Source organism: Paenibacillus sp. FSL W8-0187, assembly GCF_037969755.1.
In the GTDB taxonomy this organism is placed as follows: Bacteria; Bacillota; Bacilli; order Paenibacillales; family Paenibacillaceae; genus Paenibacillus_AQ.
In genome coordinates, this window is record NZ_CP150206.1 from 1,270,093 (window position 1) to 1,295,500 (window position 25,408).

Here is a 25,408-nt window from a genome sequence, read left to right on the forward strand (position 1 = left end):
GAAGAATTCTTAAGGCGATTGTATCTGCTGGTAGTGGCTGCTAACGCATATTATACTGAAATTGGACGGAGGGATCGGATGAGCAAGCAAATTTTAATTGCTGACGATAACAGTGAGATTCGTGAAATTGTAAAGATTTTGTTAGAGAGCGAGAATTATGAAGTCATTGAAGCGGTAGATGGTCAGGACGCAATTGATAAAGTGAATGAAGAGACGGATCTCATTATCTTGGATATGATGATGCCGAATAAATCGGGGCTGAAGGCGTGTCTGGAGATTCGTGAAAAAACAAGTGCTCCGATCCTGTTTCTCACAGCTAAAACGCAGGATTCGGACAAACAATTGGCCTTCTCCTCCGGGAGTGATGATTTTTTGTCCAAACCCTTTTCCTATACAGAACTCGTTGCAAGGGTAAAGGCATTGCTTCGAAGGTATTATGTGTATCGTGGCAAGGAGAAGAGGGAAGAAACGGACCAAATCATCATGGAGGATCTTACGGTCCATCAGGATTCCAAGACTGTTTTTGTTGGGGAGAAGGAAGTGGCTTTAACCGAAATTGAATACCAGATCTTGTTGTTGCTAGCGAAGAAACGGCGAAAGGTATTTTCGGCGGAAAACATATATGAGAGTGTCTGGGGGCAGCCCTACTTTTATACGTGCAATAACACGGTTATGGTTCACATTCGCAATTTGAGAAGCAAGCTGGAGGACGACCCACAGAACCCTAAATATGTGAAGACCGTTTGGGGGAAGGGGTACAAAATTGAATAGATTGCTAATGGGGAAAAAGCTGAAGATCAAATTGGTGCTGGCGGTTATGATTTCTTTAGTCATTTCCATAAGTACACTCGTTATTTTACAAGTTGTTGGTGAGACAGTACTGGATAATTACTTAAGCAAATCCACTTTTGTAGAGAACAGGCAGCAAGATGCGCTTGATCGATTCAAAACATTTGTGAATAGCCAGAACGTGTCAACCTCTGATCATGAGCGATTGTCCGAATGGGTAAGTGAGGAACGATACTTAAATCTGTATATTTTTGCAAAAGATAAATTGATCTATTCCTCCAATACCGGGATTGATTCTGCCATCAATGAAGAGCTTTTAACCCAATTGGTACCATCGAAAATACCCATCAAGACGATTAGTTTCGCGGATCAGGATGCCCAGATATATCTGGTCGGCTTTTATGAGTATCAATATTACACCCTCATTCTGATTATTGGTATTTTCGTCGCGGCTGTTGTGTTCATTGTTTCCTTTCTACTCTTTATTAACAGGAAAACATCATATATTGGCAGGCTTGAACAAGAGATTAAGATACTCGAAGGTGGAAATTTGGATTATTCGATTACGATATCGGGAAAGGATGAACTGTCGTCTTTGGCCCAAAGTATTGATGAGATGAGAAAATCATTTATTGAGCGGCTCGGCAGCGAGGAGAGGGTGAGGATAGCCAATCGTGAATTGATCACGGCAATTTCCCATGACCTCCGTACCCCGCTTACGATTCTGTTGGGATATATGGACATTATAGAACTCAACAAATATAAGACGCAGGAGGATTTATTGCAGTATATTCATAACAGCAGGGAGAAAGCTTATCAGATCAAGGCACTGTCGGACAAACTATTCGAATATTTTACGGTATCCTCTGCTGCGGAAGAAGAGGAAGTGGAATTTGAAATCTATGAGGGCAGAGCGCTTATCGATCAACTCATTGATGAACAACTGGTCGTTTTGGATGATATCGATGTTCAGATTCAGGCCAATGCTAATCACGAGAAATTTCTGCTGGAAATCAATCTGGTCGCCATTCGCCGTGTATTCGATAACATATTTTCAAATATTCGAAAATACGCCGATCCATCAGAGCCCGTTCAGATCAGGGTCTGCTTGAAGCAGCAATGGGTCTTTCTTGTTGTAGAGAATAAGATTAAACGTGTCGGCAAAAAGAAAGATAGCAACGAAATCGGGCTCGTTAGTTGTCAGAAAATGATACAGCAGCACAACGGAACGTTGACGGTATCTCAGGAAAAAGATATCTTTTCGCTACAAATCACGCTGCCAATCATCTTAAATAAAGCGGGATAGAGCAGCGGGAATGCAGATGAGGCTCACTTCCATACAGTATGGAGTTGATTCATCTCACTTCATGACCATCCAACTATCCCCCGGCTGTGGCCATAGCACGACAAACAAGAAGTTATATACTTCCAGGAGAGCTTGTGTAAATCGGTTACGTAGAAATTATAATCAGTTATAAGGACATGAGGGGAGAGGAAATGTTGACATATAACCATGATCTGATGAAAAAAGAGCAATTGCTCATCGAGCTGGATTCGCTGGGTTATTCGGACAGGATGAAGCGGATGGCGCTTCTGGGGCGCCAGCATACAGGAGATGCGGATTATTCCGCACTGCTCATATCTTTGCTCGAAAGCGGCACCGCCTATGAGGCGCATCTGGCTTTGACCGGTGCCGACGTAGTGCATGATGCTCATGCCGTTTTATTTGCCCTGAAGCATTCGAAGGCAGGAGTTAGGGGCCGGGCAGCTGGATTACTGCCAGAAGTGGTGACAGATCCGGACTTTTCGATTGAATCCGAAATCGCCCTGATGTCGTATCATTGCCGCCGCCAATTGCTGCGGAGCATCTTGAATACATATCGTCAGGATTGGGCGGAACGGCTGCTGCCGCTCGTGCTTGACCGGTGGGGCGCACAGGAAGCTTCCTTATTGTTGACCGTGTGCAGCGAAGAGACGGTTCGCAGCAGGCTTCCGGAGCTGGGGTATGCCCTGCAGAATTGGCGGCTCCTAACGAAGCACTATCCCGATCTGGTTGCAGCATATTTCAAGAATGCTATGCAGAACGCAACGCATCGGGAAAAGGTCAATATATGGTGGACACTCTCATCGGCGATTGAAGTATTGAGTGTTACAAGACCCGCAATCGTGTTGGAATGTGCGCTTACTCTTGGGCCGACGGATAAGATTCATCCTGTACTCAAGCAGCAATTGGGCATTCTGATTCAGGCCAGCCCTGAGGGCGTATTCGAACTGCTGACACGTGAGGAGACACGGGAATATCTTTTGAATCATGGCGTTCCTGCAGGCGTGTTGAAGAAGAGAAAATGGTTCACCACAGCGCAGTGGACCACGCTGACTACCTTGCTCGCAGATCAGCCTGTGCATGTAGCTAAGGTGCTGGATACCCTTGCGCCGTCTTGTCGCGAAGCGATGTTTGATGCCGCTTATAAGGAAGACGAGCGGAAGACACGCATTTTCCCTATGCCGCTGTTGGATGTACTACCACACCGACTGCGCGACAAGGAAGCTGCCCGCATGCTGGAACTTCGCGACATTCGTGATCATCAGGATGACATGCTCGAAACAACGGCGCGCCGTTTCATTGTTAACGCCAGGGAGAAGCTGGAGCAAGCCGTCCAGGTGTCTAAAGCGGATGAGCGTGCTGCGGCCTATGCCCACCTTGTTCGGAGTACAGCTCTATCCCGAAGCGGAATGGATGAGACGCTGCGTTTCCTGACTCGAATCAAGAACGACCAGGATCCGGTGCGCTGGCAAGTTATGGTCGAGCTCTCAAACTGTCCTGCTCCCATGTTTAAGGAAGAGCATGTGAACGATCTGACTGTGCTGGTGGATAGCGTGGTGGAAGCCAGGGACACTTCGTACGGGACAAGGTCCGCCACGGAGAAACTGGCTTTTGCCATACTGCGTGAACATGCATTGGAGCCGAAGGGCGAGCTGTTCAAGTTCGCTTTGAGAACGTTTGGAAGATTGACGATGCGGGATGGTCAGTTTGCGCTCTTCTCGATGGATTGGGATAGCATACCAAGTTCTGCACTGGAAGCGTTGTTCGATGAGATTTATGCCTTTGGTGTAGAAGCGAACAAACGCGAAAACGTAAGTGTGGTTCTGCGTATGGCTGATTTGTTCGGAAAAGCCGTGGATCGATTGCCGAAGCTTCAGTTTCTGCTGGAGGAACTGTTGAAGGCTAAAACGGTATCGCCGCAGGCGGTTCATTATTGGCTGGCACCGTATGGAACCCGGGATGCGAGGGTTAGAGAACTGCTGGACAGAGACCCATCCTTCATCTCATTCCACGACGTATTTATGCATCTGCATCTGAAGCGTCAGGAGTGGCTTACCCCGTTCATCTCGGGAAAAATCATCAAAGGCAAGCATTTATCGGGAAAAACGATTTATGTTGTGCCCGCCTATAATGGATTTCATCGGTGGCTGCCGCGTCAGCAAAAGGCATTAGCTTCCCTCTTGGAACGGGTGGCATTGGATGCCAAACGGAGTTTCCATGAACGTGCGGCGGCGATGCGGAGCTTGGCCGTCATGCCGGATTATCGCTCCGATCAACTGGAGGTCCTGCTGCAGGATGAGGAAGTGCATGTCGTCGAGGCAGCGCTTTACGCCTATTCGTTATGGGAAGAGCCGGAGAAGGCACTTCCTGTATTGCTGGGCAACCTGGATGGAGACCGTGCTCGGGTCGCCATGTACTCGATCCCCAGATGTTTGCGCAGGGTGAGCCCGGTCTTGTTGACGTCCATGCTGTCGGACCTGCTGAATCGGGAGAAATTGAAAATCACGGTCAGAAAAGAAGCCATCCGCCTGCTTGGAGCTTATAAAAGCAGTGAGAGCATGGCGCTTCTCATCCGTGAATACGAGAAACCGAATGTACACAAAGACGTGATGATCGCCATAGGTCACGCTGCCAGACAATGGCTCGATGATGAACGCAGCTGGACCCTGATGAGTGCCATGGCAGCTTCCCCGCAGCGTGATATCGCAAGAAGCCTGCTTAACCAGTACGCTGGTGGACTTCCGGTGGAGGCTCGGCCAAGGTATTTGCAATTGATTATCGAGATCGCAGGCCATGCCGATCCAGTTGTGGCAAGAGAGGCTTTCCAAGCCATGAGCCGTTGGGTGAATGGAAGCGAGGATAAGGTAGCCGCTTCCGCCAATAGAGCGATTCTTGATATGGAGGACAATGCCAGATGGAAGGCGGCGATGGATACGCTCATTGTGGCATGCCGTGACGGAAAGGTGAATGATCGGGTCATCGGCGTTTGCACACAGTTGGCTAACACGGAGACGAAGGTTGAATGGAATGCTGCCCCGGAGAGAGATCTTCCAGAGCGGCAGCGCCTGGTGGCATTGATTGACAAGTTGACCTCTTTGCCTCCCAATGCAAGATGGGTGCTCGTTCCTTTATATACGGGTATGATCGATGCTCTTAAATCCAAAGAAACCCTGAGATCAGCCGTGATCAAGTTATATTTAGCGATGGTTGAATGGAAACAGGCGGATCAGGCTGCCTTGCATTTGGACCCTGTGATTCAAATGGTGGACACCTATCCGCATCTGTTGGATTACGCCTACAGACAGATCGCTCGGGTAGCAAATGCCAGCCAGGCGTATTGGAGACCGGAGGCGATTCTGGACCTGGTGGACCATTTGAGAGATCGGCAGCCGTTTGCGGCCCAGTATATCGGGCTTTCTTTGCTGAAGGTTGCGGGAACGTACCTTTTGTGGAACCAGGCTTGTACCGACCGTTTGAGAGCGTACCGGAATCATGAGCATGAGGCGATTCGTCTGGCTGCACTGGATATTTGGACCGTGCTTGAATGAGGGGAGCGAGGGCGATGCTATATTTAACTAACTTCAAACTCTCTTCCTCCATTTCCAGTAACCCGAATATATATCCCGATCATGTGTTCAGGCACATGGCAGGGGAAGTTCTGCTGTTTGATCGAATCACGGTATTATACGGCAGTAATGGCTCCGGCAAATCCTCCTTGCTGAATCTAATCGCCAACAAATTGGGAATTGCGGGCGCTGAGCGAATGACAAGCTATGGTCACAACGTGTACGCGCAGCGGTTTATCGAGGAGAGCAGCTACCAACTCGGGCATGATGACCAGGAGCATCCCCTATATAAGCTTCCCGACGGGAGCCGGTACATCAAGTCAGAGGATCTATTGTATGAAATCAAGAAAATACAGCAGGAAAGCGTGCTTCGCGAAGGGTTGCTGCATGAGCAGTTCGTTCAGGGAAAGAGCAAGGCCGAGGTAGAAGAGCTGGAGCAGTCGTATGAGTTCAAAAAGAAGATGGATATCATTCAATTCGCTCAGGAGAAATATTCGAACGGGGAGACGTCGATGCAGTTTTTTGAGGAATATTTGCTTCCCGGGCAACTGTATTTACTGGATGAACCGGAAACGTCGCTTTCTCCGGCGAATCAAATCATGCTGGCCGAGCAAATGAACGATCTGGCGCGTTATTTTGACAGTCAATTCATTATTGCTACGCATTCTCCTTTTGTTCTGGGTACGCTTCATGCGAAGATCTACAATCTCGATGCCAAGATTTTGCAAACGGCAGAATGGTTTGAACTCGACAATGTACAATTCTTTTACCGGTTTTTTCATAAACATCAAAGGTTGTTTGAATGAATAGGTTCGAGTATCCGGAAGAGGTATCCTTTGAGTAAGGATATCTCTTTTTGATATGGGTTCCCACAAGGGTATGTACTCGACTCAGGTATTCAAATATGCAACAATAGAGGATCAGGCGCACAGGGGAATTGACCCTAGGTACAGCAAGGCAAGCCGCAAGATCGCTTACCAATTTGCGTTCCAATAATTTATACTATATAAGCTAGAATATATCTAAGGAGCTGCCGAATCCGATATGAACAAAAAAGAAGTCGCCAATATACGCAAGCAATTTAAGCTGGATCACGATTTAATGAATATTTACGATATTCTCAATGTCTATATTACGAAGGAAACGAATGAAATCTATCATTGGGAGCGCCTGCCGTTCGAGCTGGTGGATCGGGAGAAGCAAGAGTTATACATGGGTAATTTCAAAAAACTGCTGACCGGCGAACTGGATCAAAAATTGTTCGAATTGAGGTTTCAGGAAGCAGCGGAAGAACCGGCGCAGGTCATGCTTCACCAAGCGCTCGTGTCGGGTGATCCGGAAGAATGGCAGGACTTGATGCTGATGCTGGTGGATAGAATGCTGAAGGATGCCCAGTATGAGCGGGATATGGTGGTCACGTTCGTGCGGGGACAGTATTATATGCCGACCAAGGCGAGAAACGATGAAGCGGAAGAGAGCGAGAAGAACGAGGTGTTCGCCCATCCGTTCATTTTATGCAGCGTGAATTCTACGGAGAAACAACGGAAGACGCTCTTGTTCGATTATGTGGAGCGGGAGTTCAAGTACAATATCATAGTAGATCCGATTATCAAGTTAAGTACGCCGGAGCAAGGATTCCTGTACCCTAGCGTGACGGACAATTATTCCGATGTGAATCGTATTTTGTATTGTACGGGAAAATCGAATTTTCCGGATCCGCATTTTGTCGAACAGGTCTTGAACGGAGAAAGATCCGTGACGGCACTTGAAGAGCGAGCGATCTTCGAAGATATCGTCAAGGAAGTGGCCGGCGAACAGCTCGATTCAGCCACCATTGCCCAGGTGTACGAAGAAATCAACCGGGTGATCGAAATTAATGAAGAGACGAAGGAGGAAGAACCTCCGAAGCTGGATTATAAAGATCTGGAGCGCGTACTGAATGCAAGCGGCGTAGAGGACGTGACGACCGAGAAGGTGGAGCGGGCATTTGAAACCATCGTGGACAACAAGAACTATGAAATGAAAGCAACCAGCGTCATGCCGAAGTATACTTCCAAATCCATTAAGATCGAAACCAAGGTAGCTACGATTTCGGTTAGCCCGCAGGATTTAAGGTATGTCAAACAGGTGAATTTCCAAGGTAAACGCTGCATCATGATTGAAGTCGATGAAGATGTCGCGATTGAAGGGTTTACGCTAGCTTCAGAGACGCTTTTAAGTTAAATCAGTTCCATTTCAGATAAGATCAGGTATCGTACGCAGGAACAGACCGCTATCCCACAGTTGGATGGCGGTCTTTTTGTTTTTTTTTACTTTTTGGAAAATTTCGTCCGGATTCAGCAATGGAATTCCCTTAGCCAGTCGCTAAAGGGAAATCCTTCTTGAGGCTGATGATGGAATACATCGCGTGTCGGGTGTCTCTTGTACCGTAAGGTGTAATGATAAGATTAAACGCATCAAGGCCAACTGAAAATCCAATACGGGGAGATGTAAGAAGTGACAACGTTAATCGAATTCAAAAACGTAACCAAGGCCTATTCAATCGGCGAGGTGACGATTCAAGCCCTTGCGGGCGTTGACTTCTCCATATTAGAGGGGGAATTCGTCGTGATTCTAGGGGCCAGCGGGGCGGGGAAAAGCACGATTTTGAACATTCTCGGCGGGATGGATACCGCTACCTCGGGACAAGTGTTTGTTGGAGATCAAGAGATTACAGGATGGAGCGAGAAGAGATTAACCGAATATCGAGGCGAGAAGGTTGGCTTTGTATTTCAATTCTATAACCTGATTCCGAATTTGAATGCGCTGGAGAACGTGGAATTTGCAACAGAGGTATGTAAGGACCATCTGGACGCCCGTGATATTTTACATAAGGTTGGACTAACGGATCGTTTGAAGAACTTCCCTTCCCAGCTCTCTGGCGGTGAACAGCAAAGAGTTGCGATCGCAAGAGCGGTTGCCAAGAATCCCGCGCTTCTGCTCTGCGACGAACCCACCGGTGCTCTGGATTATGTGACAGGAAAATCGGTATTAAAGCTTCTTCAAGATTTGAACAAGGAAACGAAGACATCCGTCGTACTGGTCACCCATAACTCGGCCATCGCGCCGATGGCGGATAAAGTGATCCGCGTCAAGAGCGGGAAGATCGAGAGCATCACGATCAATGAGCACAAACAAAGCATTGAAGGGATCGAGTGGTGATGAAGATTTTATCGTTGAAATTATTAAGGGACATGAAACAGTCGGTAGGACAATTCATAGCCATTGTTTTGGTTATCGCGGTGGGAGCTTTTTTCTACACGGGGCTGGTTACCTTGAGCGACAATCTTAGCGCCTATACGAAGGGGTATTTTCAAGAACATAATCTAAGCGATTTGAACGTCTATTACGGTGAAATTTCCGCAGAGGATGTTGCGGATTTACGGAGCATTGAAGGCATTCATCATATTGAAGGGCGTTATACCGTCCAGGCCGAACAGGCTTTTGAAGATGATAAAGCTACATTAACGGTGCATTCGATCCCCGTACCGAATGCAATCAACACGTCCAGGATGATGGAGGGCAGGATGCCAGAAGAGCCTAATGAGATCCTGTTGGACTCCCACTATGCCGAGGCGCATCATTACCGTATCGGTGATTCCATCCGCATACGTGTGAATGACAAGGATATGACGTTCACGATCAGCGGCTTGAACGAGAATGTGGAGCATGCCAAGAAGAACGAAACCCAGGACCATCAAGTTTATGGAATCGCTTATATCCCCGAAGAGACCATTCCTGAAATCACAGGCGGCATGTTTTACAATGAGGTCATGATTGATGCCCAGGATGGTTACGATATTGACCAGTTAGGCCAAGCCATTGAGGCACATTCCCAGTCGCTCCCTTATGTAAGTCAGGTTAGTAAAGAGCGGACCTTCAACTATTCCCAGACCCAGCAAACGATTCATAATAATAAGCTGATGAGCAGGGTGATCCCGATCGTGCTCTTTTTGATTGAAGCGGTGATCCTGTTTCTGATCATGTCAAGGGTTATCGATTCTCAGCGAAATCAAGTGGGCATTATGAAGGCATTAGGGGTGAAAAAAAGAAGCATCATGCTGCATTACATGGGCTACCCTGTGCTGGCGAGTGTCATCGGCTCCATCCTGGGCTTTGCCATAGCCGCCGCCCTGTTCATTCCACTCATTACAACGTCGATTGGAAGATCCTACTCCTTGCCTGACCTGACGTTCACCCTTTCGTTCTTTACACTCCTACCTCCAATGATCTGCTCCAGTGCGTTTGGCATGCTGTCCTGCTATTTAAGTGGCAGAGCGATATTGCAAGAACGTGCTGCCCAGGCGATGCGTCCGAAACCGCCGAAGAAAATGAAGAAGCTGCTCATCGAGAACATTCCGGGGATGTGGAGTCGGCTGCCTTACAGCTACAAGATCATTCTAAGAAATATCTTCTTAAATAAACAAAAAGCATTCGCGAGCTCCGTTGGCGTTGTGGTCAGTACGGTTTTGTTGATCAGCGCTTTTGGCACGCAGACGGCCCTACTCAAAGTAGCTAGCCAGATTGAAGAGGTAAATACGTATGATTTACGAGTCGATTATTCGATGGGATCGTTCCCGGATCAGGCAGCACTGCCCTCCGGCATTGCAGACCATTATGGGTTGTCCACCTACCCGGTGGAATTCATCCAAGGGGAAAACAAAGAAAACGCTGCGCTCGTGGTTACGGAGCAGGATAATGAGTTGATTCGCTTTTATGATGAAAAAGGCAATCGGCTATCGTTAGAGGAACATGGCGTGCTGGTACCGAAATCTTACGCGGATCAGTATCATATTGCTGAAGGGGATACGATTCAGATTCAATTTACGGCACCGGAGTTTAACCAAACCATCGTCGATATGAGGGTTCTGGATATATCCACACAGTATTCGAATCCGTCGTTCTACAGCACACCAAGCTATATAAAGAGTTTGGGGATCGACTACGATCCTTCTTCGCTGTTAGTGAGCGTACATAGCGCTGCAGATCTGGCGGACGTTCGCAGCTTCTTTGAACAAGATCCACAGGTAGATGCCATTGCGGACAAGAATGATCTCAAGAAATCAGCGCAATATATGCTGAAGCAAAACAGCTTTATCTTCATCATGTTTATCGTCTGCGCCGTCATTCTGTCCTTCGGCGCCATCTATACGATCTCTTCCATCAACATTTACGAAAGGAATCGTGAGCTTGCCACCCTGAAAGTCTTAGGCTATCCCAAACGTAAAATCAATCGGTTGATCTTCTCTGAGAACATGCTATTAACCGCTTTTGCGGTCATTGTCGCTCTGCCGATCAGCGGTTATGTCTATTCCATCATCATCAATGCGCTATCGAGTACCCATCAGCAAATCCCGGATCAATTAAACCTAGTGATCCTGCTGGCATCTGTTGTGCTGGCGTTCTTCCTGACCCTTCTCTCCAACCTCATGCTTCGGAAAAAAGTGACGCGGATTCATATGATAGAGTCGTTGAAGGGTGTGGAGTGAGGTTTTTTTCATAAGGAGGACCAAGTACCCTATGACTTCCAAAAATATCGGAAGCAAGGTATAAAATCAGGGGATTGGTAGAGCGTCAGCATTTATTGAGAGAAAGCGCCATGCCTTTTTTCATGAGGCGTGGCGCTTTAATAACTTTTTAGCAGCGATAAGTTTGAAATATGACATTCTCAATAATCATCGCTTTAGGGCCTGTACGCAAACCTATTTCAGCCATATCCTTAATGCCGTTCTTTATACGTATCCTTGTCTTCGTGGATGCCTCTGCAATTCGTCGAACGCATTCAAAACTGTCGATTGACAAGGAAGCAGTTCCATTGGGACCCGCGCCTGGCGCGGGTTATTTTAATGTCGACTAAAGAATGTCTTATCGTCGTTAATTAACGAAACTCGATGGCTCAATGAAGACATTTAAAGGCAGCGAACTTTTTCTTAGAACGCATAGTGTAGGTGTTTTAAATAAAAAGTGCAGGATTTATCCTTGGATGATCCGGGCCTTGCGCGCATCATCGTGCAAGCTTACAAGCGTGTAAGTTAATTGTCATCTAAATCAATGGTACCAACCTGGCTGCTCCTCTAAAATACTCCCTAGATAGGATTATTTTTAAGGGGGAGTTGGCGTGAGGTTTTTTGAAATGCTGCTATTCTTTTCGAGTGCGTGTTTGTTGGCATTCCAGTTCATAGTCAATCAGCGTATCCGAAGACCAGCTTTGCTCCTGACAAGCGGAGCAGGCTCCATTTTTTTAGTGATCCATTTGCTTGTCGAAGGATACAGGGTTCAGCTATTATTTTTATACGGATTTACGCTCCTGATGCTTATTCTTTCACTGATAGACGCTTTCAAAACACCGGCAGTCGTTCAGACTGCTTCGCGAATCCGTAGGGTGCTGGGCCGCCTTTTTATCGGGTTTGGGTTAATCGCAACGGGATGCTTCCTCTATGTGTTTCCCGTATTCAACTTTCCGGAGCCAACTGGCGAGCTGAAGGTAAGTACACAAGTCTTTCATTTCATTGATTCAAGCCGGGAGGAGACATTTGGCACAACCACGACAGGCAAGAGGGAATTGATGGTTCAGGTATGGTATCCGGCCCAAGCTGGCTCCAGCAAGTATGCTCCCTTTATTCCCGATACCCGGATTTTACGTTATATGGCTGCGAACTATGGCCTTCCCGGGTTTACTTTTCAACACTTGAAGTACGTATCCAGTCATGCTTATTCGGGGGCCGAAGTCTCTCCAGCACAGACTTCATACCCGCTGATCCTTGCGAATCCCGGCTTCGGCTCTTCCAGGTTCCTCCATACGTCGCAAGCCGAAAATCTCGCGAGTCACGGATATATCGTGGCCGTGATCGACCACACCTTCAATACATTTGCAACAGAGTTTCCAGACGGTCGAATCACGACCAGCACAACCAACGACTTATTTTCGCCCGACCACGATTATCGGACCGAAAGCGGAAATCGCGACAAATTGGGAAAAGTTTTAACAGATGATGTGGGTTTTGCGCTGGACCAGTTTGAGCTTATCCAATCGGGGCAGATTCCAAGTCGTTTTAAAGGGAAGATTGATCTCAAGCATGTCGGGGTGTTTGGTCATTCCATCGGCGGAGCGACGGCCTATGACGCTTCTTACGATCCGCGAATCACGGCTGGAATAGACTTGGACGGAGGGCTTTACCGACTGCGTGACAGAGAGGGTCTGCAAAAGCCGTTTTTATTCATCCACTCGGAAAGCGAATTTGAACAATTAAAAATGGTGAGGGATAACCGAGTTTACACGGATGCAGAGCTTGACCGTATGGGCTCAACAAGAGAGTGGATGGATCAAGTAACGGAAGATAAAAAGCTGGAGCTTAAACGGATGCGCGAAACGGTCGGTGAAGGGGGACAAGTCCTTTATATTGAAAATACGGAGCATTTGAATTTTACCGATGTCCAGTTCATTTCACCTATTTTCAAAATACTGGGCATCACAGGGAAAATTGCACCTGAAAGAGCGAGCTCCGTTATTAATGCCTATATGCTGGATTTCTTCGACATGTATCTGAAAAATCAAGGTGGAAACTTAATGAAAGGACCGGATAGCCGCTTTCCCGAGATGAAGTTCGCAACCCCGCTATTATAAATTATGGAACAAGCTGCCGATTTCGACATGCTCCCTTATTAAGTAAACAGGTTTAAATAAACCGTTTCTTAAAGGGGAGTTTGACCAAGATTCATGCCGTGGTCGATGCACTGGGAAATCCGCTACGCTTCGAATTAACAGCTGGACAGGCACACGTTTTTTGTGGCGTGCAGTGAGATCCGAAGACTTGGAAGGACAGGGCCAGTATATTTTGGAAGGGTATATTATGCTGGTGGGAAACGCTATGGTCGATTGGTCGATTTTGCTTGCGAACCTGTGGAGTCACTGGTTGAAGCCCCGGTTGGGAGCGGAACGGTGTACAATGCAAATAAAGGAGTATCCTGGTACGAGCTTTGGCTGGATGAGAACCTAAGAACACACACTATCTTCACATCTTAGTTGATAATATATTTACAAGGGATAAATACCTTTTTGACTTCTAATTCAAGGATTACTTCTATACATTGCAATGATGAAAGGGGGAGCCCATGATCAAGAGCTTACCGCATGAAGTGAGTGTCGCGATACAACCTCATGAACCCTATAACGTTATCTACTGGATGTTATGTGATCGGAGCATAGATGGCGAAGGCTACGCACACACCTACATAATTCTAAGCAAGGAAAAGTTGCTTGTTGTATCTTACCCAGGAGATACAGCGAATGTAGAGTCCATTGATATCGACAATATTGAAACCGTATTCACCGTCAATTTAATCGCCTCCGGTATCATTGTTCTACAAGAGGATGAGGAGCGGGTCATAGGAGCATTTACGAATGGACAGATGGGGAGCGCTGCCAAGTTTGTCTCGATCTTTACTAAGATTAAGCAGAAAGAAGACATTAGCGATGAAGAGGTTGTAGATCGCCAGGAGAACATCACTTGTCCGAAATGTGGAATGAGATATCCCGAAGAAGGCAGGCCAATTTGCCCGAAATGTATGAAGAAGCATGCCATATTCTCTAGGCTGCTTAGATTTGCTGGACAGTATAAACTTCTGATGTTTTTCATTGTTCTATTTATGCTGCTCAATTCGGCTACAGGTCTTGCCATACCCTATCTGCAAGGTACGGTGTTGTTCGACCAAGCACTTGGGAATACCGGAGACTTCGCTGGACGAATTGGTCTCGTGATCCTTCTCATTTTCGTTTTTCGGACGATTTCCTTATTGTTCGGGATCCTATTTAGCACGATAAATGCCAGATTGGCGGCGAATGTAGTATTTGATTTGAAGGCAAGCGTGTTCGCTGCGATGCAGCGGTTATCGCTTAGTTTTTTTCAGAAAAAACAAACCGGTCAGCTTATGACAAGGGTTAGCAATGATGCGCAAGAACTGCAGTATTTTTTCGTAGATGGCATTTCTTACTTTATCGTCAATGCCATGAATATCATCGGTATTACAACCATTATGTTGATTATGGACTGGAAACTCACATTGATCTGCTTCATCCCGATTCCATTTGTCTTGCTGCTGATACGATGGGTGTTCCCTAAGCTATGGCGGTTGTCCTGGCGGAGACATCGACGTGTGAGCATGCTCAACGCCATGATCAGTGATACGATACAGGGTACGCGAGTTGTGAAAGCATTCGGGAAAGAACGTCAAGAGCTTGAGCGTTTCCAGAGAGCGAATTCATCCTACTCAGACTCGGAACAGTCCTTTAACCTGATGAGCAGTACAATCTTCCCGATATTAACGATCCTTACTCAATTTGGGGGCATCTTAATCTGGGCTTTTGGTGGTTGGAGGGTGATGCAGGGTAGTCTCTCGTTCGGTGAAATCATGACTTTTATAAGTTATATTTACATGCTGTATGGTCCACTACAGTTTATGAATAACATTGTCAATTGGTGGTCCAGTTGTATGAGTGCGGCGCAGCGCATTTTTGAAATACAGGATGCCGTCTCCGATGTTGTAGAAAAGGAGGATGCGATTCCTATAGAGCGCTTGAATGGCGATATTCGCCTTTCCCATGTCACCTTCGGTTATGAACCGAACAAGCTGATACTGAAAGATGTGTCAATGCATGCAAAACCAGGCCAGATGATCGGTGTCGTGGGACGCTCGGGTGCCGGTAAATCCACACTCGTGAATCTGATTTCTCGCCTATATGATGTTACAGATGGTGAAATCGTGATAGACGGAGTTAACGTAAAAGATTTCCAAATCGACACGATGCGCAAAAACATCGGGATTGTGTCGCAAGAGCTATATGTGTTTATGGGAACAATCGCCGAGAATATTGCTTACGCTGATCCTGAATGCTCGCTGGATGACATCATTAACGCTGCTCGAATTGCGAATGCGCATGATTTCATTGAAAAGCTGCCCGATGGTTATGACACGATCGTTGGTACTGGAGGTCATATTCTGTCTGGTGGAGAGAAGCAAAGAATATCCATCGCACGGGCGGTTCTGCATAATCCCCAAATTTTAATCCTGGATGAAGCAACGGCATCACTGGATACGGAGACGGAACTTCAAATACAAGAAGCGCTTGAAACGTTAATCCGAGGTAGAACAACGATAGCGATCGCACATCGGTTGTCTACATTAAGAAATGCGGATTACTTACTGGTTATGGATGGAGGCAAGGTTGTTGAAGAAGGGACACATGAACAATTAATGATGATAAAAGGCGTATACCATGGCTTAGTACAAAAGCATGATGAAGCGCTGAGCATGAGAAGGGTGGGTTAATCTTTTAATGCAAATCACGGAACCTAATCAATCCGATTTGTCTGTCTCAGCGAGTATGAATTATTTAACGGCTGATAACACAGTGTTTACGAAAACGGAAGGCCAAATGCTTATGGTTCAAGTGAATGATGAGAAATATCCGGCGGTATATTTGCACTGCTCTTTCCCACACACCAATAGAAGAGAATATATATCGGTTCGCACAGGTGAGAATAAAGAAATTGGCATCATCAAGTCTTTGGATGAAGATTTTCCGAAGGATACCGTTAGCCTGCTTGAGGAGCAAATAAAAATGAGATATTTTGCTCCTGAGATCACGAAACTGATCAGAATTAAAGAAGAATTCGGGTACTCCTACTGGGAGACGGAAACCGTGTCCGGGAGTGTTCGGTTTACGGTTCGTAGCGGCGGAGGGAATGTGAAGCTCGTAACCGATCGCAAGCTGTTAATTATCGATGTGGATGGGAACCGATTCGTCATCGAGGATATCAAGCATTTAAGCGAGAAGGAATATCGACTGGTAGAAATGTATATATAGGGGAGGCTGCGATGAACCTTCAATTTAAGCTATCAGAGCAAGATCTTCTAGCTGTTCAGCAAGCCTTAGGAGAAAATATTACGTATTGCGTCCCCGTAGATTTATCGTTTGACAGCCGTAGGACGGATGGTTATTTTGTGATTGGGGAGACCAAGTGGGTCCACGTAGACAATGGGACAGTTACCGAAACCTGTGCAATTCATGAGGCACATGATTATAAGGTTGTTCCTTTAATCGGAAATGTGATCATGGAGGCGACGCATATGAAGACCCCGAGGATCATCATCCGGTGCACGATGCAGCATGCGGCAAGGCTCTCTTACATTGCTCAAATTCTGAATTACATGGCTTCGAACAGTAAGATCCGGATATACAACAATGAGAGCGAGAATGTATGTTCACAATGCGGCGGCTACCTTGTTAAAGGTACTAGGTTATGTCCGAAGTGTATGAATAAAGGAGCTGCCTTTAAGAAACTCTGGGATGTTTCGAAGTCACATTGGAAAATATTGATCACGGCACTCGCCGTTCTATTAATCATGTCGGCTGTTACGCTAACAGGCCCTTATTTTCAAAAAATACTTGTGAACTCGGCTTTGCAGCCGCCAGACGGCGTAAACCCAAGTACGCGGATATTTCTAATGGCTCTCGCTGGAATTGCATTTGGTTTAGTAGCAGGAGAGTTGTTAGGGGTATTAAGGGGTAGGATTATGGCCCGTGTAAGTTCAAGAATTGCAGCGGATCTGCGTAATCTTGTCTTTGAGAAGATTCAAAGCTTGTCGCTTGGATTCTTAACCTCGCAGCGTGCTGGCGATATCATGAACCGAATTAATTCTGATACAGATCGCATCCGGAATTTGATTCAAGAAGTATTTTCGATGGCTATTTATCAAATCATCATGCTGGCCGCTGTGAGTTTCCTGCTATTTCACACAGACTGGCAGCTTGCCCTTATTATTATTTTGCCGGCGCCGATCGTTGTTTATATTCAATATTTTGTTTGGAAAGTCGTGCTTAAAAAGCTCTTTCGCAAACAGTGGCGGGTTCATGATAAAGCCAATTCATTCCTGCATGATGTGCTGAGCGGGATTCGAGTGGTTAAAGCATTTGGTAAAGAGGAGCGGGAGATTAAGCGGTTCAGAGCATATCACCGGGAGTATGCCTTAGCTACAATCCGGAGTGAAAAAGTATACAGTTATTTATCGCCCATTTCCCATTACTTGATCCAGATTGGACAATATTTTGTATTGCTAGTAGGCTGTAATATGATTCTGGGCGGGAGGCTGTCCCTTGGTGAATTAGTTCAGTTTACTGGTTACGCAGCCATGATCTATGGTCCGCTTGGATGGTTAATGAATATGCCTAGATGGATCGCTAACGCCCTCATTTCTGTAGAGCGTGTATTCTCGGTCATTGATGAACAGCCGGAGATCACCGACACGGAGAAGTCCACGAAGCACAAGATTGATGGGACGATAAGTTTTAAGAATGTTACCTTCGGATACCAATCCTATGAACCCGTGCTCAAGTCCATCGATGTTGATATCAAGAAGGGGGAAATGATAGGACTCGTTGGTCACTCGGGATCAGGAAAGTCTACGTTTATCAATCTCATCTCCCGCTTCTATGATGTCAATGAAGGAACGATAAGCATCGACGGTGTGGATATTAGAGATATCAAGCAGGAAGATTTACGTTCTCAAATCGGGGTTGTGCTGCAGGAGACATTTTTGTTCAGTGGAACGATAATGAATAATATCAAGTATTCAAAACCAGAGGCAACGATGGAAGAAGTGATACAGGCTGCAAAAATTGCCAATGCACATCATTTTATTAGCCAGTTCCCAGACGGTTATGATACCAAACTGGAGGAGAACGGAAATAATATTTCAGGTGGTGAAAGACAGCGGCTTGCCATTGCTAGAGCCGTGTTGAACAATCCTAGAATTCTAATATTGGATGAAGCAACGGCTTCGCTAGACATCGAGACAGAATCGGAAATCCAAGAAGCGCTGCAGCGTGTCACCAAGAACCGGACAACAATTGCGATAGCACATCGATTGGCCACATTGAAAAATGCGGATCGACTTCTTGTACTGAATAAAGGAGTTATTGCAGAAATCGGGACCCATGAAGAATTGATCGAGAAGCAAGGAATATATTACAAGCTGGTAACTGCGCAGCGAAACATGTCTAAGACCCAAACCGAACGGGTATTGGAGCCCACCTTACATACTTGATGCATTCGGATAATGAAAGCCGGAGGATAGCGGCCTTGATCCCAAATGATAGAACCTATCCCGACCTTTGTCGGGATGGTTTTTTTATCCAAAGGGGGAGTCCGGTCATAAACGCTTGAAATATTCACACGAAACACACATGATAATCACTGGATATTCACACCGGATTATGAATTTTTTGATACATTATATCTAATCCATTCATCTGACATATCCAAAGGAGGGGAACGCGTCACTAAAAGTATATTCTGTACGATTTAGTGTAAGGGCTTACATGGCGAGTCTACAATTCGAATGGGGGCATATTATGAAAAAGTTCAAAAAACTACGGTTTATGTTACTTATTTCTACGTTCCTTGTTTCAATCTTACTCTCTGCATGCGTAAGTCCAAACAGTGATGAAGTCAAATCAGATGAGAATAAGACAGAAGATGTAACCGATTCAGGTGAGCAAGTGACGATAAAATTTATGACACCTTGGGGTGCGGAAGAAGTTAAAAGCCGACTCTCGGATGCACTGGAGGCAAAATACCCGAATATTAAAATTGAACATATCGGTGCATTTGCATCTGCTGAGAAAATCCAGGAAGCCAATGCCGCGAATAATTCACCAGATATTATGCTCGTAACCGACCCGTTCGTGACATTAGATGAGTTAGAAATGACCTATCCTTTGGATAGTTTAATTGCTGAAAGTAATCTGGATTTGACTAAATTCCGTGATGGCGCAATTGATGCAATTCGGTTACGTGATCCCGAGCAGCAGGGAAGATTACTTGGTTTACCTTTTGAAGACGTCGTCGTGAATCTATTCTATAACAAAGATATTTTCGATAAGATGGGTATTGAATACCCAAGTGAAACACCAACATGGGATGAAGTTCTCGAAAAGGCAGCGAAGATTGCAGGGAAGCATGGTGACAGCACATACGTTGGTTTAGCTACACGTGGTCTATCCCAATCGTTGCTTCAGTTATCCGCGCCTGGTACGAATCCGGAAACAGGAGAAATCATGTTCGAGAAAGATCCTGCTTTCGCAAAATATTTTAATCTAATCCAACGTGTTGTGAGTATCCCGGACAATGTTCCCGCAGAATCGGAGAAAGATAATTTTGGATTTGATAAAGGGAATGTTGCAATGATCCTATCCTTTGTAAATAGCGCCAACTTATATGCTCATACAGAGGGGCTGAACTTTGGCATGTCCGCGTACCCAAGCTGGAGTGAACTTCCGGGTATATTGCCAAACAACGTACCGCTTACACTGGCTATTAACCCGAACAGCGAACACATTAAAGAAGCATTTCAAGTGTTAGAATTCGCAGTTTCCGATGAGAACCAGAAGAATTTATCCATTGGCGGAGCTCCACCAGTCGTTAAGGACCCCGAAATACGACGATATATGGCAGGAGAAGATAATGTGGGTGTATACAACATTGATGCTGCCTATAAAGGAGAAGCGGCTAAACCGGTCTATTCACCTTTTGGCCCCGATATTTTCTATTACGAAGCCAACATTATTGATGACAAGACCGCAGAGTTTATTAAATTGAAGGGCAAAGAAGATGTCAATACCTTCTTACGCAAAATGGTTGAAGAATATGATGCGATATTGAAAGAGAAAGAAAGTAAGAAATAGAGGCAGGTACAATTATGTTAATTAAGGAGAAACCTATCCCGACCTTTGTCGGGATGGGTTTTTTTATCCAAAGGAGGCATTCCAATTAAATCAGCGAGGCGAGAATCAACGATTTACATGGTACGTAAAAAAGGAATTGAGACCTGCATGGCAAATAGTTAATTCTAGGAAGCGTTCTCAGGAGAAATATGCTTAACAAATTTCCAAATGCACGTGTCATAGCAACATACGGATAAGGAGGAAATGGAATGTATCATTTGCAGCAAAGGGGGCAGCTTTACGAATTACGGACGTAAACTTGAAGTAAGAACAAAAAATTGGCAACAGCACCGCTCGCTCTTAATCCGATTTTCAGAGATCATTTGAAAATTGAAAAGCCGATTTGGCATAAAGATACTGCTAGCAGCGAAGAGGCTATTGGGAGGAAGAAATATAGCATGAACATTCTAATCGTTGAAGATGATGAATCAATTTGCAATATATTACAATCATATCTGGTGAATGAAGGTTGGACGGTATATACCTCGGAAGAAGGTAATGATGCCCTGCAAAAAATTCATAACTTTAAAATTGATTTATTAATTCTGGATTTGATGATTCATGGCATACCAGGGGAAGAAGTTTGTCGGAAAGTGAGAGGGTCTTCCAGCATGCCGATCATAATGATCACATCCAAGGCTCGTGAAATCGATACGATTAATGGTCTTAATCTAGGTGCGGATGACTATATTACGAAGCCTTTCCGCATGAAAGAGGTCATCGCTCGAATTCGAGCTCTGGAGCGAAGAATGAAGATGCTCTCTATAAATAGCCGAACTGTGATGCGATTTAACAAAGGAAGACTTCAAATAAACTTTGAATCGAAGGAAGTATACGTAAACGGTAAACTCGTGAATTTAACGGTTACAGAGTTCAAGCTGTTAAGTGTTTTGCTCAAAAAACCAAATAAGTTATATAGTCGACAAGATTTATCTTATGAAGTTCAAGGTTATCGAGATATTGGTGATGGGAGAACGACAGATACGCATATAAAAAATATCCGCAAAAAAATTGAAGAAGATCATAAAAATCCAGTTTATATTGTAACTAAAATTGGTGCGGGGTATAAATTTACGTTCCATCCGGATGAAGAGTACTAATGGAATTGTGGAATAGATTACGCCAGACCCATTGCATTCTGTTTATCTCCCTTATTTTGACATCTTTGATCTTTTTGTTAGCGACCTATTTCTTATCCCGTCTTTCATTTGATCGTTCAATAGAGGTTTATAAGATGAAGTTTGTAGAGGATCAAACGCAGAAAATTGCCTTTACTTTGCGCACTCATCTAGAACCGGGCAAGCTATCGATCGAGAAGATGGACTGGCTTAAACAAGCAGTTAATGTATATTCGATGAGTATACGTTACTATGCTCCGGGCCATGAAGAAGTGCTGTATGATTCAGGGCTGGAAAGTCAGCAATATGGTCGGCCCTTCACGGCGAGCAGTCCGATTTATGTCGATGGCCAGTTAATCGGAATTTTGGACGCTACGGTTGATTTGGATAATGATTTCAACCTTCCTTCCGCATCGTTTTTTTCGTTTGCTTTATTTGGAGGTAGCGGTGGTATTACCATCATCTTATTATGCCTTATGGTAGTTATTTGTTATCTTCTTGCCAGGCGATTGTCGAAGCCGCTTCGTTTAAGCAGCCTTCAGGCGAAACGTATTGCTGGGGGACATAGGGATACTTTAATTTCCGAAACGGGAACGTTGGAGCTGAATCAGCTAATTACTTCTATGAATAAGCTTGTTGTAGATTTGAATAACCAAGAACACTGGCGGGAGCAATCGATGCAAGATTTAACACATGAACTTCGTACTCCGCTAACCTCTATGCTATCCAGAATGGAGGCGCTTATTGATGGTATTTATCCAGCGAATGAAGAGAATTTAAATCGTATTTACGCCGAAATTGATCGGCTATGCCGCCTTGTGGATGATGTGGAAAAATTGTCTGAAGCAGAGGGAGCTAAATTCCAGCTTGATATTGAATTAATCGATATACGAAATCTGGTGAGGGATGTTTACGAGAATTTAATCTTCTTAGCTAAAGCCAAAGATATAAATTTTACTCTGCATACCATCTATACCCCTTGTCACGTGGAAGTAGATCCTGACCGTTTCGTTCAAATTATGACGAATATTATTTCCAATGCGATCAAGTATACGGCAATTGGAGGGAGCATCGATGTGGGAATCACGATTGATCACAAAGAAATGGTTACTATTTATTGTAGAGATAACGGCATAGGGATATCGGAGCAAGATTTGCCGCTTGTTTTCAACCGCTTTTATCGGGCAGATAAAGCACGTACTAGAAATACCGGTGGAATCGGGGTTGGATTAAGTATTGCTAAAGCACTGATTGAAGCTCATGGGGGAACTGTTCAAGCAGAAAGTAAGATAGGTGAGGGTTCGATGTTTCGAATTGATATTCCGTTAGTCCGAACGCCCAAAAACGAGTTGCTGGCGAACTCATATTCGCCATATAAGTTGTGACGGAGGTTTTACTTCATCATGAAAAAAACATTCCGCTTGCTATTGAAAAACCCATTAATTATTATGTATCCGATTATTTTGGATGCGTTATCATTCATTATTGGGCTTATCATTGTTGGTTTTATTGGTGTGCCTTCACTATCCATACGTCTTATTCTGGAGATGGGGATTCCATCGGTCAGTTATGTTAGTAATATTCCGCAGCTCATCAATCAAATGCAGTTTATGGGTGATACGATATCTGTGAGAGCGTGGATTCCTGTTCTCTTCATGCTGTTACTGATGGCTTTTGCTCAGGGGGGGTATATCGCTTCTTTGCGTAATGTTGTGGAAGGCAGTCCAATATCAATCGGTCAATTTATGAAAGACGGCAAAAAATACGCGGTCCGCTTTATCTTCTTGTTTATGATCATAACCGCAGCAAAAACAGCCATTACAACGTTATTGGCAGCGTTTCTAGGTGTTATCGGACTGTTCTTGTCCCTCGTTATATTTGTAGTTCTCCGAGTCATCTTTATTTATGTAGAATATTGTATCGTTGTTAATCAATTGAATGTTGATGCAGCATTCCGTCAGAGCAGACGTTATTTTCAAGCGTCAAGTTTTAACACGTCAGGTATTATTATTGTCATGATGATCAGTTCAGGCGTCATTAGCTTGCTACTTCACTATTTATGGAGCCCCGCAGCAGTAATTATAGCGATACCTATTTGTGCTGTTGTCATGGGTGTTATTCAAATTGCTTTCATGCAGCAGTTGTTGTTAAACAAAGTATCTACATGAAAAATTGCAATGAATCCCTAATAGTGCGTGTTCAAAAAGATCGATTTTCAGCACCGAGAAGGTTGGATGAAGCTAGGGACGTCAGGAGCGGAGCGTACGTTTTGGGTACGTGAGCACCGGAAGGCCCGGCTGAATTCAAGATTCGATGCCGAGCTGCTTCCTGATTCGCTTCGTAATCAAAAGCGGACTTTTTGAACAACCTCTAATACATAATTAACCCCTTAAATAGCAGTAAGGACACTCGTTCTTACTGCTATTTATCGTTATGGATCATCACATGAAATACGCAACATCTTCACACCACCTTCACAACAGAATTGTTAAGATTAGAAAAAAAGTTGAGGGGGGTCTTTGTGATAACGAATTCGATGATTAAACCTACTCTTCGGCAATTAGAGTATCAGGGTTGGGAGTTCGGTATGTTTTTGCATTTTGGTCTGCGTACATTCTATGAGGGGTATGTTGATTTTGATAAGCGCTCGATGTCACCTTCGGAATTCAATCCTGTTCGGTTAGATTGCGAGCAGTGGATTCGAACAGCTAAAGAATCTGGGATGAACTACGCGGTATTGACAGCCAAACATCATGACGGTTTCTCTAATTGGCCATCGAAGTATAGTTCATTCACTGTGGCGGAGTCCCCATGGAAAGAGGGAACCGGGGATGTGGTGAGGGAGTTCGTCGCCGCATGCCGTAAGTATGATGTGAAACCTGGATTATATTATTCTCCATTTGACGGCTCGGCAGATTTTTATAATCAGGATGCCCGTGCATATGATGATTACTTTGTTAATCAAATTACGGAACTGCTTGGAGATTATGGAGACATTGATATTCTGTGGTTTGACGGTTGCGGCTCTGAAGATCATGAATATGATTGGGCAAGGATTATTGGTGAGATTCGCCGACTGCAGCCGAATATTTTAATTTTTAATATGGGCGATCCTAATTTCCGGTGGGTAGGTAATGAAGACGGAATTGCACCGATTCCTTGCTGGAATGTTACAGATGCAACGGAATTCTCGATTTTAACCCAGCAGAAAGATGCATTGGGTGAACATATATGGTTACCAGCTGAATGCGATGTACAGATGCGGGCGAATTGGTTCTACAGTGACAGTGATGAGCACACCGTCAAGAGTCTAGATCAACTTATGGGCTTGTATTATTATTCGGTAGGTCGAGGCGCTAACTTGCTATTAAATATCGGACCGGATCGAGAAGGTTTGTTACCTGCGAAAGATACAGCACAGTTACAGGCAATGGGTAGTGAGATTCGTAGAAGATTCGATCATCCTATTGCTTCAATAGAACAGTGTTCGCAGAATAAGTCAGGATGGTCTTATGAGGCAACGAAACCTCATGTAATCGATCATATCCTGATTCAAGAGGATTTGGCGCACGGAGAACATGTGCGGGGTTTTCGGATTAACGTCACGACTGAAAAAACACATCGGTCCATCACGGTGTACGAAGGAAGAAACATTGGACATAAAGCAATTATTCGCATTCCTCCGATTAAAGTTCGAGGCCTTCAGTTAGAAATAACAGATTATGAAGATGTGCCTTCAATCCGCCAAATTGCTATCTACCATGTGGGGGAGACCTATGATTCCGAATAA

At 44.9% G+C, this 25,408-nt stretch carries 16 protein-coding genes; all 16 read left to right on the forward strand.

What is annotated here, in order from left to right:
- Positions 1 to 78 precede the first annotated feature (78 nt).
- The 16 genes from MKY48_RS05565 to MKY48_RS05640 all read left to right on the forward strand — a co-directional run bounded on the left by MKY48_RS05565 (position 79) and on the right by MKY48_RS05640 (position 25,408).
- Positions 79 to 771: a response regulator transcription factor gene (locus MKY48_RS05565; protein ID WP_339270701.1), complete on the forward strand. Its 693-nt coding sequence runs from the start codon at positions 79 to 81 to the stop codon at positions 769 to 771.
- Positions 764 to 2,095, forward strand: coding sequence for a HAMP domain-containing sensor histidine kinase (locus MKY48_RS05570; protein WP_339270702.1), 1,332 nt, complete (start codon positions 764 to 766; stop codon positions 2,093 to 2,095). Before MKY48_RS05565 ends, MKY48_RS05570 begins: the two co-directional genes overlap by 8 nt.
- Before the next feature lie 191 nt (positions 2,096 to 2,286).
- Complete coding sequence (locus MKY48_RS05575; RefSeq protein ID WP_339292485.1) at positions 2,287 to 5,661, forward strand: HEAT repeat domain-containing protein; 3,375 nt, start codon at positions 2,287 to 2,289, stop codon at positions 5,659 to 5,661.
- A 14-nt stretch (positions 5,662 to 5,675) separates the two neighbouring features.
- Positions 5,676 to 6,485, forward strand: a complete 810-nt coding sequence (locus MKY48_RS05580; RefSeq protein ID WP_339270706.1) for an AAA family ATPase — start codon at positions 5,676 to 5,678, stop codon at positions 6,483 to 6,485.
- A 238-nt stretch (positions 6,486 to 6,723) separates the two neighbouring features.
- Positions 6,724 to 7,902, forward strand: coding sequence for a DUF4317 domain-containing protein (locus MKY48_RS05585; RefSeq protein WP_339270707.1), 1,179 nt, complete (start codon positions 6,724 to 6,726; stop codon positions 7,900 to 7,902).
- Positions 7,903 to 8,175: 273 nt separating this feature from the next.
- Positions 8,176 to 8,880 (forward strand): ABC transporter ATP-binding protein, encoded by a 705-nt coding sequence (locus MKY48_RS05590; RefSeq protein ID WP_339270709.1) that lies wholly within the window; start codon positions 8,176 to 8,178, stop codon positions 8,878 to 8,880.
- The gene (locus MKY48_RS05595) at positions 8,880 to 11,207 is read left to right on the forward strand and encodes an FtsX-like permease family protein (protein ID WP_339270711.1); all 2,328 of its coding nucleotides are present in this window, start codon (positions 8,880 to 8,882) and stop codon (positions 11,205 to 11,207) included. Before MKY48_RS05590 ends, MKY48_RS05595 begins: the two co-directional genes overlap by 1 nt.
- A 629-nt stretch (positions 11,208 to 11,836) precedes the next feature.
- Positions 11,837 to 13,342 carry a dienelactone hydrolase gene (locus tag MKY48_RS05600; protein ID WP_339270712.1) on the forward strand — a complete coding sequence of 502 codons (1,506 nt, stop codon included), beginning with the start codon at positions 11,837 to 11,839 and terminating at the stop codon, positions 13,340 to 13,342.
- Between the two features lie 488 nt (positions 13,343 to 13,830).
- Positions 13,831 to 16,044 (forward strand): ABC transporter transmembrane domain-containing protein, encoded by a 2,214-nt coding sequence (locus tag MKY48_RS05605; protein WP_339292486.1) that lies wholly within the window; start codon positions 13,831 to 13,833, stop codon positions 16,042 to 16,044.
- Positions 16,045 to 16,051: 7 nt separating this feature from the next.
- The gene (locus MKY48_RS05610; protein WP_339270716.1) at positions 16,052 to 16,582 is read left to right on the forward strand and encodes a DUF1854 domain-containing protein; all 531 of its coding nucleotides are present in this window, start codon (positions 16,052 to 16,054) and stop codon (positions 16,580 to 16,582) included.
- An 11-nt stretch (positions 16,583 to 16,593) separates the two neighbouring features.
- Positions 16,594 to 18,822 carry an ABC transporter ATP-binding protein gene (locus MKY48_RS05615; protein ID WP_339270718.1) on the forward strand — a complete coding sequence of 743 codons (2,229 nt, stop codon included), beginning with the start codon at positions 16,594 to 16,596 and terminating at the stop codon, positions 18,820 to 18,822.
- Between the two features lie 307 nt (positions 18,823 to 19,129).
- Positions 19,130 to 20,461: an extracellular solute-binding protein gene (locus tag MKY48_RS05620; protein WP_339270719.1), complete on the forward strand. Its 1,332-nt coding sequence runs from the start codon at positions 19,130 to 19,132 to the stop codon at positions 20,459 to 20,461.
- A 317-nt stretch (positions 20,462 to 20,778) separates the two neighbouring features.
- Positions 20,779 to 21,600, forward strand: coding sequence for a response regulator transcription factor (locus tag MKY48_RS05625; RefSeq protein WP_251035621.1), 822 nt, complete (start codon positions 20,779 to 20,781; stop codon positions 21,598 to 21,600).
- A gap of 134 nt (positions 21,601 to 21,734) precedes the next feature.
- The gene (locus tag MKY48_RS05630; protein ID WP_339270723.1) at positions 21,735 to 23,003 is read left to right on the forward strand and encodes a HAMP domain-containing sensor histidine kinase; all 1,269 of its coding nucleotides are present in this window, start codon (positions 21,735 to 21,737) and stop codon (positions 23,001 to 23,003) included.
- 18 nt (positions 23,004 to 23,021) lie between these two features.
- The gene (locus MKY48_RS05635) at positions 23,022 to 23,786 is read left to right on the forward strand and encodes a hypothetical protein (protein ID WP_339270725.1); all 765 of its coding nucleotides are present in this window, start codon (positions 23,022 to 23,024) and stop codon (positions 23,784 to 23,786) included.
- A gap of 353 nt (positions 23,787 to 24,139) precedes the next feature.
- The gene (locus MKY48_RS05640; RefSeq protein WP_339270727.1) at positions 24,140 to 25,408 is read left to right on the forward strand and encodes an alpha-L-fucosidase; all 1,269 of its coding nucleotides are present in this window, start codon (positions 24,140 to 24,142) and stop codon (positions 25,406 to 25,408) included.

What these genes read in the sequence shown, in the direction of transcription:
- MKY48_RS05635 (WP_339270725.1), top strand. Translation starts at nt 23,022, where the DNA reads ATGAAAAAAACATTCCGCTTGCTATTGAAAAACCCATTAATTATTATG.
- MKY48_RS05615 (WP_339270718.1), top strand. Translation starts at nt 16,594, where the DNA reads ATGAACCTTCAATTTAAGCTATCAGAGCAAGATCTTCTAGCTGTTCAG.
- MKY48_RS05565 (WP_339270701.1), top strand. Translation starts at nt 79, where the DNA reads ATGAGCAAGCAAATTTTAATTGCTGACGATAACAGTGAGATTCGTGAA.
- MKY48_RS05585 (WP_339270707.1), top strand. Translation starts at nt 6,724, where the DNA reads ATGAACAAAAAAGAAGTCGCCAATATACGCAAGCAATTTAAGCTGGAT.
- MKY48_RS05575 (WP_339292485.1), top strand. Translation starts at nt 2,287, where the DNA reads ATGTTGACATATAACCATGATCTGATGAAAAAAGAGCAATTGCTCATC.
- MKY48_RS05630 (WP_339270723.1), top strand. Translation starts at nt 21,735, where the DNA reads ATGAAGTTTGTAGAGGATCAAACGCAGAAAATTGCCTTTACTTTGCGC.
- MKY48_RS05580 (WP_339270706.1), top strand. Translation starts at nt 5,676, where the DNA reads ATGCTATATTTAACTAACTTCAAACTCTCTTCCTCCATTTCCAGTAAC.
- MKY48_RS05595 (WP_339270711.1), top strand. Translation starts at nt 8,880, where the DNA reads ATGAAGATTTTATCGTTGAAATTATTAAGGGACATGAAACAGTCGGTA.
- MKY48_RS05610 (WP_339270716.1), top strand. Translation starts at nt 16,052, where the DNA reads ATGCAAATCACGGAACCTAATCAATCCGATTTGTCTGTCTCAGCGAGT.
- MKY48_RS05605 (WP_339292486.1), top strand. Translation starts at nt 13,831, where the DNA reads ATGATCAAGAGCTTACCGCATGAAGTGAGTGTCGCGATACAACCTCAT.
- MKY48_RS05620 (WP_339270719.1), top strand. Translation starts at nt 19,130, where the DNA reads ATGAAAAAGTTCAAAAAACTACGGTTTATGTTACTTATTTCTACGTTC.